Genomic DNA, 13,785 nt, shown 5'->3' on the forward strand with positions numbered 1-13,785 from the left:
CGCGCTTAATCACATCCCTTTGATGCGCTCTGCTAACGAAAAAATGAAAGGAAAATCAACTGCTGAAATATTTACTCAAGTTGATCATATTGACTTCATTTCTTTGCTAGGCTTTCAGCGATTTAAAAGAATCGCATAAGTTACCTAAATTTTTAAACATCATGTGTACGAATAAAGCATACCAAAATGGGAAGAGTTCGTCACGCATAGTGTTTACTAAAATACCCTTTTTCTGAACCATGCCGTTATTTTTGAGCTGACCAATTTGAGCTTTAATTACCCCTTCTGGTTGCTTGCTTAAACCAACACGCTCATAAAGCATTCCATTAATTTGCTTTTGCAATGCTCGAACGCTCCATTTCTGTACACGGCACATTTCAGCAAAAAAGTCTCGCTTTAAGTGATCATCAATACCGCAAATAATCACAAAATGAGACCAAGATAATTGTCGCGACAGCGTTGAGACAATCTTGCGATCAGGATATAACTTAGCAAATTTAATCATACGAAATAGGTTGGCTCGACTATAACCTTTACCATACTTCACTTTAAGTTGGACAGCCAAAGAACTTACGACCATTTCACCATAGTCAGCTCGATCGGATTGTAATAGACGATCATTGATGCGTTCACCAATCAGCCAACAAAGTAGTACTTGAGCTGAATTATACTCTCTGGCAACATGATTGCGAGCTTCTTCAATCAGCTTGGTAACGTCTTGAAATAAACCAATTGTGCCTTCTGATGAAAGCATATCAGATGTTGAAGCACTTATTTCTGTTGGTATTTTATCTGTCATGTCAGCTATCCTTTATAAAGTTCCTATAATGACCAGTATCGGTAAATACATAGGGCATTACAGGCAAATCAGATGGCTTATACTAGCAGAAAAAGTTCAAAGTATGAAATACTATTTTAAATTAGGAAATTTAGGCAACTTTACCTCTCAGCGAACGATCCTTAGTACCAGGCCAGAAAGAATGTAGGCATTGTAATAAATAACTACTAGACACAATAGCCTTGTACATTCGTCGTTTAAATCCAAGTCATCGTCATCAGCACCGATTAAAGCATCAGAGTTTACTGAGGATATAAATCTCTTTAACTGGTGATATGCTTCAGTTCTGTTCAATGCGGTTCTGACAGATACTCTCAAATCTTCATCATCTATGTACCTAAGCAAATAAATACTTCGTATAATTTTATCGTACTCCCATAATGCTTCTTTGGGGTTCCAGTGCTATAAGCCGAAAAGTGTAAAGATTTTCTGGGGATCTGGCTGAAACACCTTTACTTACAAGAATCGTAGCAGACATTCGGCAAATTGTCATGTATAATCTCTACAAGATTTCAAAGTATAATAAAACTTACCTTAAATCATACTCCTGCTGACAAAGCTTGAAGTAACGAAACATAAGGGTTTTAAGATATAAGTATCTGGTTAAATTAAACAAAATATAATTTAGCTGATTTCACGAGATAAGTTAGACTAAAAATTTTTCTTTACGGTTTTCGGCTTATAACACTTGGACCCCATTCCCGTTCAGACACTACTTAGGTGGTTGAACAGACGGGGCGGGAAACGCAAAACCAACTGGGATCAACTACTTATTGGGTTAAAGCTATTGGGCTTTCCAACTAAATGGAAGGTTAAATCGATGTTCTAACTACCGAAGTTGCATTAGCATGTAATTTACTCGGGAGCCGGATGCGGTAGTTCCGCACGTCCGGTTCTGCGGAGGGGCTGACTGAAGCGATTTGGTCGGTCTACTCACCCATAGCCCGCGGAAGGTCACTAAAAAATTGTCTTAAGAATCCAGATTTAGAAATATTTGAGTAGTCAATATCCAGGTAACTTGCAATGAGTTGACTATCACACTCAGCGGGAATTGCTGATTATATCTAGACGTGTGTTGCTCCCATTGCTGCCCTTCAGTTACAAATTGTAACATATGTTACAAGTTTTCTAAAAAAATAATCCCATCTTAACCTTATAATCCAATGAAATAAATTTAGGAACACTTATTTCATATATAGAAATGATTACATCACAAACTGTGAGTATTCATATGATAGTAACAAGATAAACTCTTTAAGGAGAAATAAAATGAATATGACTAAACTAGCAATCGTAATATCAGCAGGATTACTTTCTTTAAACCTAAGTCATGCGTCTGCAATCGATACCGATGAAGCAACAGTTACTCTAAATATAGGTAAATATGCACAAATCACTAATTTAGATGATTTTGCACTAAAATTAGAAAGGGGCTTTGTAGATGGTGATGCCAATGCTTTCTACTCAGGAAAAGATACATATAATTTAGAAGCAAACTCTGGAGTAAATGTTCAACTTTCAAGCTATGCCAACTTATCTAATGGGTCAGATCAGGTCCCGACAAATTATGACATTGATCTTGGTGGCAATGGTGCTGCTGACGAAACAGCTATTTTAAGGACATTTAGCTCATTTGATACTGTAGCTGATGCTGTACATAATGCAAGTCATGTTATCGGTGCACGTGCTCAACTTGGAGACATTTCGAGTCAGAAAGCCGGTGGATATAGCGCTAACATTGTTATGACTGTATCTTCTCTATAATGTGTATTTTTAACACTTTAAATCTTGGAGTCAATAATGAAGAAACTATTAATAAGTTATCATAATCTAATAATATGGATCCTACTTTTGTTCTCTGTTTCTACTCATGCAGGCGAGTTTGGTGTAAGTCCAATGTATATTAACTTTGACTCGACTCCAGGGAAAAAACATACTTTTGAACTCACAATATCTGGAAAAACTAAAGGGAGTATACAATTAACACCATACCATATGACTCAAGCTGAGACTGGTCATATGTCATTCGTTACTTCTCCCTCTGATATACAGAACTCTCCGAGTCAATGGCTTAGTTTTGAGAAAAATGAATATAAATATCAAGATAATGAGACCATCAAAATACCTATTACTATAAATGTTCCCCAGAATACCTCAGGCAGTAAATTCGCAACAGTTATGGTTGAAGAACTTAAAGACCCTAAAAAGGCAAATGGAATTGGAGTCAAAGTGCGTTACGCCGTAATTGTTAACTTCAACATCATTGATAAGCGTAAACCTCGTGTAAAGCTTAATGTCAATAACTTAACTTTACGATTTTCGGAAGGTAAGCTCTTTGCTACAGCAAATGTGGAAAATCTTTCTGATTATCAAGCAGTACTAGCAGGCAAGTTATATGTCCGAGATGAAAATAACAAACTTATTGAAAAAATCCCTCTTAACTCAAAGTCTAGTTGGGAGCGAAAATACCCTGGCGCATTGATATATCCGAAAGGGAAAATTTTGATCTTTGGACTCTCTCGTAAAATCAAGAAACCCGGTAATTATAATATAAGTTTTAGAGGAAAATACGGTAAGCGTCGCATATATTTGAAAGATACTGCTCTGATAACTAAAGCAATGCTTCCTAAAAGCCTTGAGAATGAAACAAAAAATACAAGTCAAGTTTTAGCAAGATCAATACTACAAGTTCACCCTAATAAATATGGCAAAAGCTTTAACGTGATAAAACTTAAGAACATATATTCAGAGCCTATTCAAATTAGTTTTAAATCCAATCAAGAATACCCATGGCTTATTGGCTATGAGTTCAAGCCTCAAATCAAAATGATTCACCCGGGGCAATCTTCTGTGGTTATTCTCAAACAAAACTTTAAACCAAGTAAACTTAAAGATATTTCAAAAAATTTCGCTTACACCTTGGAAATCAAAAAAAATAAACAAAAAATAAATGAAAAATTAAATATTGAAATTAAATTATAGCACGACATTTTTAACACTCATTACTACATGACAGAGATTAATAACACTTGATGTGCCAGTTTTTCCGTGATCAATAGTAAGTAAATTCACATAAGTAGCACTCAGACCTCTCCGCTGTAACTAAACATAGCAATAAATTTCGGGTGTTTCTGATATTGAAAGTATACAAAAAAAAGCAATTTATTCAGGAGATAAGCATGACAAAATATATAAAAGTTTTAGCATTAATGCTTGGTGTTGCATGCTTATCTTCTTGTAGCTACGGGCCCAGAGTAAGCACACCAGGTCTAGCAGATGGTTCGTTCAAACAAACTTTATCTCGTATGCAACCGAGTCTTGGCAGTAACCCTAATAATAAAAATTATCAATTGGATCGTGATCGTATGATCATTCACTCAAGTGAAAACAAAGCAATTAAGAAACGTCAATATAATCCAAAATTAAACTGTTCTGAGAGCGAGAAAACATTAGATATTAGTAAAGCTAACTTAATCACACTTAACTTAATTGAAAGCGATCTTAGAGAGGCGCTTGTAGAAATTAGCATGATGACAGAAATACCTATTGTAATGGATGAAACTGTTGAAGGTAGAGTAACATCAAATATAGTAGAGCAACCTCTTTCTGTAGCGCTTAAAATGATTCTTTCCACAGGGAATTTTGCCCATAAAATAAAAGAAGAGTATATTTTGGTTGGGAGTGCTAGACCTGATAATCCAACTATTTATGAATTATCAGAGACTTGTGTGTACAAGCCAGAGAATATGAAACCGCTCGAAATTGTAGAGCTACTATCACCTTACTATCGCCAGTATGTTACATATTCAAAAACATCTCGACATCTTACAATTACAGCACCTCAAAATATTGCAAAGCGCTTAGAACGTGATATTTTAAAGCTCGATTTCCCTCCTGAGCAGGTCTTATTAGAAGTTAATATTGTTGAGGTTAGCTCTAACGCTCTTCGCATAATGGGAATTGATTGGGGACAGTTGATGTTTATCGACAACCGTCGCATCAATGCAACTAATATTGGTATTACAAATGTTGGTATAGATCAAACTGTTGAATTTTCGTCAATGATGAATAACATTGCCAATCCCTATATTACTTTTTTATCGGCAGTTAAATTTCTATCAGACAAAGGAATGGCTGTGATGAAAGGTATGCCAAGCATCATAACTATGGATGGCCATAAAGCAAACTTTAATTCAACACAAACAATCTGGTTCACACCCAATGCAACAAACACTGCTAACAACAGTAATGTTCGAGCACTTGAACTCACCTATGGGATTGATCTTGAAATCATTCCACGTCTTGCTCACAATAATATGGTTAAATTAGATATCATTAAGGCAGGTGTGAGCGATTTAACTCAGTCATCACGAGGTACTAGCCCTAAACTGATCTCACATAAAATTTCAAACACTATTCGAGTAGGTAGTGGAGAGACCCTAGTTATGGGTGGGTTACTCCAGAAAAAAAATTTCCTAAAAAACTCAAAAGTTCCGGGACTAGGAGATATCCCTGTTGCAGAGTTAATGTTTAAGCAAAACGGTAGTGGAAGTTATACCACAGAAGTATTAATTGTCATTACTCCACGTATTTTAGAAAGTAATGAAGAGGTAAGCTAATGAATATTTCCAAACATGCCCAGAAACTTCAGCGTCTATCAAAAGGCAAGGTGTTACTATTTTCAGTTAGCAAATATACTCTAGCTTCACTCATATTATTCACTATCTTTTCTATCACAGCCCATTCAAATGCTCTGAATAATAATGAAGCTAGAGTTTGCTTATCAATAGGTTTATTTGCCAAAATTTCAAATTTAGATGATATTGAAATGAAAATTAAAGACGGTATGATTAGTGGTGCAGAAAATACTATTTATGAAGGGCTAGATACCTTTCATGTTCTAGCAAACGGTCCTGTTAGAATTATTGCAACAGGAAATAAACTCACACACTCAAACAAAAAACATTATCTACCTACTTTTTATACGCTAGAAAATCAATTACCCTATATTGATACTGATCTTACTAAGGCACATAATGCTGATCACACCATTCATGTAAAAGCACAAACAACTCAAATATCTGCTAGCCCCGCAGGTCATTACTTAGCTCAAACAGTCATTACTATAATGCCTCAGCTAGAAAATATCATAGATAGTTACCAATGCTTAACAAATAGTAGTATTTATCCTATTCATACAGAGTATGCAACATTGGCCTTTGAAGATCTCTACCCTCGTCCTGGTGACGCCGATTATAATGATATGGTCGTTAACTTTAAAGTAGAAGAGTTTTTCAATTCAGATGATGAATTGACTGCTATTGATTTAGAATTTGTACCAATTGCAAGAGGTGCAGGATATGATCATAAGTTAATGCTCAATTTAGATGGTTCAATTCAAAGCAGTCATAATATCACGACTAAAACCACCCCAACTTTTAATGGAGATGCAACCATCACTGCAACCTATAAAAATACCTCAAATGGTCATGAGCATACAGTAGACTATGCAAAAAATGAAGATATAGTAATTTTCTCTAGTACCAAAGAAACTCTGACGACATTTGCTAATGTGAATAAAAATTCAACATACACGACACCAAAATACATCACCAAAATTAGTATTGAGTTAGATGATCCGTCACTTAATATCCGTGATCAGCGATCATCTCCTGGCACAGCGCTATATAGACCATACTTACATGTCTTAAATACTCGACAAGATATTGACTTATATACCTCAAATTCTAAAGATGGAATGATTGATTCAAATGGTTATCCTTTTGGTTTGATTGTACCTTATGAGTGGTCATGGCCACTTGAAAGGGCTAATATCAACCAAGCTTACCCATACTTCATCGAATACCGGAACTGGCTTAGCAATAAAAGTAATCAAATTTCAAATCAAGCATTAAATTGGTATCTCTATCCTGACTTTACATATGTGTATAGCTATAATAATTAAGTAAATAACTTTGAATCTCTTTAGAATTATGCATCTGGAAACATCAATAAAGCTGAATAATACAATCAAACCTAAAATCAAATTGGTCTTACGGCACCCTATATATACGCAAGTGCTTTCAAGTAGCAACCTTAAACTCAGATACTATCTAAAGCTACTTTCAAATTCTGCAACAGGCAGTGAGATCAATTTTGAGATGATTGCTGACCCTTCAATCAATGAAAATGCTCTAGATCAATTACTTGAGGATAATCAAAAACTACCAGGTGATGAGCTTCAAAAAATCATTTGTGAGCAAATTATTTTGAATCTCAATGATAAAAAAATGCTGGATGAGTCTCTTCGGTCACTTCGAAAAAGAACCATGCCTAATGTTCCTTTCTCAGTATTTAAAAAAGCTTTAGCACGTCTAAGAGAAATAGACGATTTTGATACAGGATCTTATGATTTCATTGAAAAACTAAACTTAACATTAGATAAAGCTAACTTTGATCTAAAACTTCGCACACTTATACTTGCAATTATCCAAGAAATCAAACACCCCTCAAAACGTTTTCAACTACTTTGTGAGAAAATTCAACAGCTAAATGCAGCCGAGAATGAGAGAATGCGAGTTATTTTCCAGCATTATCAACAATACTTAAATGATCAACATGATAGTCCAAAGACTTATATTACTGACCTTGAGCTAATAAATGGAAAAGTTAGACTCACAAAAGATAGTCAACAAGTAATTGATTCTTTAAAATTTTTTCATAAAGGAAGAAATGATCATTTTCTAACGGCACTTGAACATCGATTTCAATCAATGAAAGTAATAACAAAAGTTATTTTCAAAATTCAAAAAAAAATTCCAGAAGAACTTTTTCCACTTTCACAAAAGGATATTGCCAAAGAAACTGGTCTATCAGAATCAACCATTTCTAGATTAGTCAACCATGCAACTGTTCATATATCAAAAAGCAGTCAAAACTACCTACTCAATGAGTTATTAAGTCCTTATGCAACAAAAGATATAAATGGAACACCAATCTCACAACACACAATTAACCAGATGCTTATAAAGCTTATAGAACAAGAAAATTATAGAAAAATTTACAGTGATGAAGAACTCGTGAATCAAATCAATAACGTATTAAAAACTTCTCTGACAAGGCGCACAATCACCAAGTATCGCAAGAGATTAAAAATTGGAAATAATCGCGCACGTTTGCGTATTTTAACCTTTTCACAGTTATTATCATAAATCCATTTTTTTGATCATTCGCCAAATAGTCATGCGACTTACTCCTAATAGTCTCGCAGTGGCAGATTGATTATAACGACAACGCTCCAGAGCATCGGTCAATTTCTGTATAGTAATAGATTTATTCTGTAGTTGATCAATCTCCAGTCGGTTATTTTCAAGCATTGAGGAAGGCAAATGCTCTACTGAAAAAATTTGATGATCAATACACATTACTGATAAGTACTCCACTAAATTCTGCAGTTCTCTGACATTACCAGGCCAAGGATATTTTAATAAAAAATTCTGACATGTTTTATCAAATTTAGCATAAATAGACCGCTCCATCATCAGTCTGTCAAGTAATAATAAAATATCCTCACTTCGCTCATAAAGAGCTGGCACTTGGATTGGAATAACATTAACGCGATAAAATAAGTCTTGTCGAAATTTACCATCTGCTACACACTGATCTAGTTCTTGATGAGTAGCTGAAACTACACGAGCATTAAATTTTTCAGATTTAGATGACCCTATTGGATAAAATGATTTTTCCTGTAACGCTCTCAGAAGTTTAGCTTGGAGTGCGATTGGAATTTCAGCAATCTCATCTAGAAAAATAGTACCCTCTCCTGCTGATTTTAATAAACCCTCTTGATCTTGGTCGGCGCTAGTAAAAGCACCTTTTCGGTAGCCAAACAATTGGGCTTCAAATAAATCAGCATGAAGATTTGCGCAATTAATTGCTACAAAAGGATTTTCACGTTGATCACTCTCAGCATGAATAGCTCGAGCAAATAGCTCTTTACCAGAACCACTTGGGCCAGATAGCATCACTGAGACCTTTGAACGAGCAACTTTTCGAATCATTTCAAAACATTCTTGCATAGACTTAGATTTACCAATAATGCCATGGAAAGAATCAGCAGCTAACACAGATGACTCCGTAAAGGTGTGAGACTTTAATAAAAAATCAATTTGATTTAATAATTCTTGATTGTCCCAAGGCTTTGAGATAAATAACTGAATATCACCCCGATTAAAGCTGCTAGTTATCTCTTTAAAATCACTATAAGCACTCAAAATTATAACAGGTAATGATTTACTGGGAAGAAACTTTCGTGCTTTAGCTACCCATCCTGTACCTGTCATTTTTGGCATACGTTGGTCTGAAATCACCAGCCCATAATGCGATGTGTCTTTTTCTAAATCTTTTAATAACTCTAAAGGTTCTTCATAAGTCGTTACATCATAATTCTCAATCCTTAGTAAGCGTTTTAATGAAGATAAAACTAAACTATCATCATCAATGATCGCTATTTTCATCTTAGTTTTCATAATTCTTACTCACAAACAATCGGTAAAGTTAACCGGATAAGCTTGGTAGATGCTTTTTGCATCACTTTCATTTTACCTCGATATTGCTGACAAATAATAAAGCTAGTATATAAGCCAATACCTGAGCTTTTAACATGATTTTTCATAGTATAGAAAGGCTCAAAAATTCTATTATCAAGCGGTATATCTATACCTTTATCTTTATCTGAAATATCAATTATCAATACTTTATTGCGATGTTTAACATGAATATTCACATGCATAGGTTCGTCAGTATTTTCAGAGAGTACTAGGAATATATTTAAAAAAATCTGAGTTAAATCTTGAAGGTCTCCTATAATCATTAGATCAGAAAAGTCTCCTATATAATTAATTTTTAGTAGTGCTATATCACTTGATTGGGCAATCTTTGCTGCTAATTGAATAAGGTTCATCAGATTAAGCTTACTTGACGACTGTTTTCTTTTCAGAGATAAACTTTCAATCAATGTCGCGATCCTTTTTATTCCTTTACGAATATCACCGTAAATTTCTAATCGTTCTTTTTCATCGTTACAGCTTACAATAAATTCAGCATTACTTTGAATACTTGCCAAAGGATTATTTAATTCATGCAACAACCCTGCAACAACTTGTCCAATCATTTGCATTTGGCGAGATTGCACCAGCTTATTTTGTAGCATATTCATTCTATGATGAGCATGCTTCAACTCTTTGTATTGCTTCTTGATTAATTGCGAATTTTCTATAAGCACTCGAATTTTATCCTCAAGAAGGCTCTCAGCTTCACGACGCGCTAATTTTTCTCGTTTGTAGGCTGAGCGCAACGCTTTATTTTCGGTTTTTAAGTCATCATTCATAGCATATGCTTGTAGATTTCGATTAAGCAATGGTCTTTACCTTGATGCATACAACATGGGTGTTTAATTTTGACAGTTACATTATATTCTTTTGCAGCCCCTTCAATTAATCCAATTGCTAGAAAACAAAGTTTACGCTCAGAGCGATATAAGATTTCAATTTTCCTATCATCTACATGCTTTGCTTCCAGGGTCGGTAAAACTGTATTATCCCACAGTTTTCTAACTTCAAAATGAATTACATCATTAATTGCCATAATAAAATCATCAAAAAGATTATAATTTTTCATCAAAGTTTTATGAAAGTCATATAATTCTGAGAATAAGTATTTCCCAAAGTTTTGCAATAAATCAGGGACTGGAATATTCTTATCTTTACTGATGTAGTCTATATAACTAAATATTTCAGCATCATCATAAGTTTTGCTTGCTGTGTAAATTCCTTCAGAGCCTGGTGCGGTTTCTGTAATTAATTTGTCCCAATAAATCAGACCAAATTTCTCTTCTACAAAACCACATAATGAGGTAAATATTAATCCTTTCATTTAGTCTCTTTCCTTAGCAATTGCTTTAAATTTTCAATAAAGTTTTCATCACCCCATGGCTTTTGTATAATCAAATCTACAGATTCTGGAATATTAACTTGGCTCAAGTCGCTACCACTCAAAATTACCTGTTTAATATTTTTCTTAGGAGGTTCAAGTTTATTTAAATAATGAATAAGCTCAATGCCAGAATTATTCTCCAACCAATAATCAACAATTACAGCATCAATGTGTGCTAGCACCTTGGCTTGATATAGTTCTTGCAAAGAATTATAACTTCTCACATAAAAACCGTGATTTTTCAATATTTTAGATAATGCAGTTAACACTAATTTACTATCATCAATTATAGCTATTTCATTCATATAATATATCCTTAGCAGATCAACAGGGTGCCTCGAATCTCATAATATATTTTGGGACTTCAAAGTCAACCAAAATCGAATCGCTTCCCTCGGCAGCAAAACTCAGTGAGCTATGGGGTCCAAGTGTTATAAGCCGAAAACCGTAAAGAAAAATTTTTAGTCTAACTTATCTCGTGAAATCAGCTAAATTATATTTTGTTTAATTTAACCAGATACTTATATCTTAAAACCCTTATGTTTCGTTACTTCAAGCTTTGTCAGCAGGAGTATGATTTAAGGTAAGTTTTATTATACTTTGAAATCTTGTAGAGATTATACATGACAATTTGCCGAATGTCTGCTACGATTCTTGTAAGTAAAGGTGTTTCAGCCAGATCCCCAGAAAATCTTTACACTTTTCGGCTTATAGCACTGGAACCCCTAAATCAATTTAATGGGAGAGTAGACTTTTGTTCACTAAACTCTTAACTTCACTTGCACTTATTGTAACCCTTATTTCTGGCAATGCATTTGCAATGTCAGCCACACCACAAACTACTGAAATTAAATTTCAGGGGTCTTGAAATATGGAATCCCTGCATCTACCAACACCTATGATATTGCGAAAACAGATCAGTACTTGTGCCGTGATGGCTATATTGTTGGCTATAGCTATACCACTAAGCAACCTGTCTGGGTTGCGTATCATTTAACGGGCAAGTCTGTTGACAACAGTATTAAGCGACATGATGACTTCAGACCAGATCCAGCAGTTCCTATCCGTTATCAGTCACAACTTTCGGATTACAAAAACAGCGGTTACGATAGAGGACATCTTGCGCCTTATGCTGCAATGGACTTCAATGCAAAAAGTGCTTCACAGTCATTTCTACTCAGTAACATGAGTCCGCAAAAACCAGAACTTAACCGTATTGGCTGGGCGCAGCTTGAAAAAGATGTTCGTTCATGGGCTAATCTTTATAAATCAATTTGGGTGATTGATGGTCCAGTATTTAAAAAGGGGAAAGTCCACAAAACCATTGGTAACAATAAAGTTGCAGTCCCTGATTACTTTTTCAAAGTCATCTATGCACCAGAGAAAATACAAGGTGCTAAAGTCATCGCATTCATTATGCCTAATGCCAGAGTAAATAAAAAAGATATTGCCAAATATCGTGTATCACTCAAAGAAGTTCAGGAAAGATCGGGGTTGAAATTACTTGAAAAACTACCTGAAAGTGAGCGAAACCAGATGGTTAATACCGTATCAAACATGTGGCCAACGCACTTCAGAAAAAAACGTCATTAAACCTATCTTCCAAGAATATCACTTATTTTCATATCCAGAGTTTTGGCAATGATTGATAAAGGCACACCAGCATCTAGCATCAATTGCGCCTCCATTTTCTTTTCTGTGCCAGCTAGCACTTGTTCAAAGTTATGATTATCTTCCATGGCAAACCTATTTTTAAATACATTGGTATAACCGTTCACGAAGCTTTTGACGGCGTTGATAATAGTAGTGTTCTGCATAAATCCTCCTCATCAGCAGTTTCATAATATTTATTGTGTACATCATAGCAATTACCTCATGCAGCATTGGGTTGACGAATTAATGCTAAGACATTGGTAATGACATCATGTAAATCAAATGGCGTAACTTTTTTAATGCACTTCACCATCTTTGTTCTGCATTTACCTTTATGCGTAAGTGTTATCTGGAAGCCCTCACCTATTTTAAAGATGATTTTTAATCGATGGTTGTTGCTGGCATTTGCCTGAACACCATTATCAATAGCTTCAAATTCACTAATATGCCAGTAAAATATACTGGGATTAGCATTTAAAAATGTCAAAATACGCTGACTGTTCATCATTGTTTTCTCCACTTTTCGTTTAACACCACACTATCTTAGCACGTGATTTTCAAAGCACTAAATGTGCCTTCAAAGCCAGATAGAGCAAGGGAAGGGAGGGGAGTTGTGATAAAAATATCACGCTACTATCTGGCTTTGAAACCTTTAAATTTTTCTCAAATTTATTGCTTGATTTTCTATGATTTTACTTTCTATCTTGTGTTTACAATAATCCTCGGCCATCTGTCATGAATGTCTTTATCATGCGCTGGAATCGTTACCACATATAAACGCATTTCATCCTGCAAATGAGCGATAATTCCGTGAATATAACTACCTTTTGTAACACTGAACCAACTTGTCTGACCAGTGGCTTTGTCACGCTCCATAAACTCATTGACCATAATTTTTACGTGCCTGGGGAAATACTTATCCCAGATCCCTTTTTTTAAACTTTCATACTGTGCCCAACCACCCAAAGGAAGTTGTCCCGCTTGCTTTTCACGTCTGCCCCACGGCAGATAAACAAGGCTATCATCTCTTTTTAGCACAGGTAACAATGCTTTAGGGTTAGGGAAATAAATCTTTTGTATTTCTTCATCCCTGATATACATCGCACCACCACACATCAAAGGTAATTGCGATCAAGTCGCAACCCAAGATAAACGCCTTGTATGGTCACTCTGCTGGCAGGATAAACCATTGGTTGCATCGCATCATTATGTGGAATCAAAGCAACTGAAGTGCTATTTTGCATCCTGAACTCTTTCAGAGTCGCTTCTTTTTCATCCACTAATGCAACAACGATCTGACC

15 protein-coding genes and 1 pseudogene are annotated in these 13,785 nt (G+C 35.1%); 6 read left to right on the forward strand and 10 right to left on the reverse strand.

The genetic code is table 11. The features are described from left to right. Positions 1 to 106 precede the first annotated feature (106 nt). A complete protein-coding gene (locus IE867_RS13280; protein WP_192485198.1) occupies positions 107 to 799 on the reverse strand; it encodes a DUF1016 N-terminal domain-containing protein in 693 nt (230 codons plus the stop codon). 147 nt (positions 800 to 946) lie between these two features. Then, positions 947 to 1,213 (reverse strand): annotated as a pseudogene (locus tag IE867_RS15050) (Tn3 family transposase); the annotation flags it as partial. An 894-nt stretch (positions 1,214 to 2,107) separates the two neighbouring features. On the opposite strand from IE867_RS15050, the gene IE867_RS13290 reads away from it, so the two are divergent. The 5 genes from IE867_RS13290 to IE867_RS13310 all read left to right on the forward strand — a co-directional run bounded on the left by IE867_RS13290 (position 2,108) and on the right by IE867_RS13310 (position 8,049). Then, entirely contained in the window at positions 2,108 to 2,602 is a 495-nt protein-coding gene (locus IE867_RS13290; protein ID WP_192485199.1) for a hypothetical protein, read from the forward strand. A gap of 36 nt (positions 2,603 to 2,638) precedes the next feature. Beyond that, complete coding sequence (locus tag IE867_RS13295; protein ID WP_192485200.1) at positions 2,639 to 3,820, forward strand: hypothetical protein; 1,182 nt, start codon at positions 2,639 to 2,641, stop codon at positions 3,818 to 3,820. Between the two features lie 197 nt (positions 3,821 to 4,017). Continuing rightward, positions 4,018 to 5,457: a type II secretion system protein GspD gene (locus tag IE867_RS13300; RefSeq protein ID WP_192485201.1), complete on the forward strand. Its 1,440-nt coding sequence runs from the start codon at positions 4,018 to 4,020 to the stop codon at positions 5,455 to 5,457. Then, positions 5,457 to 6,803 (forward strand): LruC domain-containing protein, encoded by a 1,347-nt coding sequence (locus IE867_RS13305; RefSeq protein ID WP_192485202.1) that lies wholly within the window; start codon positions 5,457 to 5,459, stop codon positions 6,801 to 6,803. The genes IE867_RS13300 and IE867_RS13305 overlap by 1 nt, the downstream gene beginning before the upstream one ends. 10 nt (positions 6,804 to 6,813) lie before the next feature. Next, the gene (locus IE867_RS13310) at positions 6,814 to 8,049 is read left to right on the forward strand and encodes an RNA polymerase factor sigma-54 (protein ID WP_192485203.1); all 1,236 of its coding nucleotides are present in this window, start codon (positions 6,814 to 6,816) and stop codon (positions 8,047 to 8,049) included. On the opposite strand, the gene IE867_RS13315 is transcribed toward IE867_RS13310, so the two are convergent. Genes IE867_RS13315 through IE867_RS13330 form a run of 4 tightly spaced genes read right to left on the reverse strand, consistent with a single transcriptional unit; the run spans position 8,044 to position 11,136 of the window. Then, complete coding sequence (locus IE867_RS13315; RefSeq protein WP_192485204.1) at positions 8,044 to 9,366, reverse strand: sigma-54-dependent transcriptional regulator; 1,323 nt, start codon at positions 9,364 to 9,366, stop codon at positions 8,044 to 8,046. The genes IE867_RS13310 and IE867_RS13315 overlap by 6 nt on opposite strands. Before the next feature lie 5 nt (positions 9,367 to 9,371). Continuing rightward, entirely contained in the window at positions 9,372 to 10,226 is an 855-nt protein-coding gene (locus IE867_RS13320; RefSeq protein WP_192485205.1) for a sensor histidine kinase, read from the reverse strand. Next, positions 10,223 to 10,771 (reverse strand): heme NO-binding domain-containing protein, encoded by a 549-nt coding sequence (locus tag IE867_RS13325; protein WP_192485206.1) that lies wholly within the window; start codon positions 10,769 to 10,771, stop codon positions 10,223 to 10,225. Before IE867_RS13325 ends, IE867_RS13320 begins: the two co-directional genes overlap by 4 nt. Next, a complete protein-coding gene (locus IE867_RS13330; protein ID WP_192485207.1) occupies positions 10,768 to 11,136 on the reverse strand; it encodes a response regulator in 369 nt (122 codons plus the stop codon). Before IE867_RS13330 ends, IE867_RS13325 begins: the two co-directional genes overlap by 4 nt. Before the next feature lie 559 nt (positions 11,137 to 11,695). Between IE867_RS13330 and IE867_RS13335 the strand changes: the two genes are divergently transcribed. Then, complete coding sequence (locus IE867_RS13335; protein ID WP_225630072.1) at positions 11,696 to 12,424, forward strand: DNA/RNA non-specific endonuclease; 729 nt, start codon at positions 11,696 to 11,698, stop codon at positions 12,422 to 12,424. A gap of 2 nt (positions 12,425 to 12,426) precedes the next feature. On the opposite strand, the gene IE867_RS13340 is transcribed toward IE867_RS13335, so the two are convergent. The 4 genes from IE867_RS13340 to IE867_RS13355 all read right to left on the reverse strand — a co-directional run. Then, positions 12,427 to 12,648 carry a hypothetical protein gene (locus tag IE867_RS13340; protein ID WP_192485208.1) on the reverse strand — a complete coding sequence of 74 codons (222 nt, stop codon included), beginning with the start codon at positions 12,646 to 12,648 and terminating at the stop codon, positions 12,427 to 12,429. 56 nt (positions 12,649 to 12,704) lie between these two features. After that, complete coding sequence (locus IE867_RS13345; RefSeq protein WP_225630073.1) at positions 12,705 to 12,992, reverse strand: hypothetical protein; 288 nt, start codon at positions 12,990 to 12,992, stop codon at positions 12,705 to 12,707. A 191-nt stretch (positions 12,993 to 13,183) separates the two neighbouring features. After that, positions 13,184 to 13,585 carry a hypothetical protein gene (locus IE867_RS13350; protein ID WP_192485209.1) on the reverse strand — a complete coding sequence of 134 codons (402 nt, stop codon included), beginning with the start codon at positions 13,583 to 13,585 and terminating at the stop codon, positions 13,184 to 13,186. 14 nt (positions 13,586 to 13,599) lie between these two features. Further along, the coding region (locus tag IE867_RS13355; protein WP_275403218.1) for a LexA family protein at positions 13,600 to 13,785 on the reverse strand (186 nt) is incomplete at its 5' end.

The sequence above is a fragment of the Cysteiniphilum marinum genome (genome assembly GCF_014857925.1).
Lineage (GTDB): Bacteria > Pseudomonadota > Gammaproteobacteria > Francisellales > Francisellaceae > Caedibacter > Caedibacter marinus.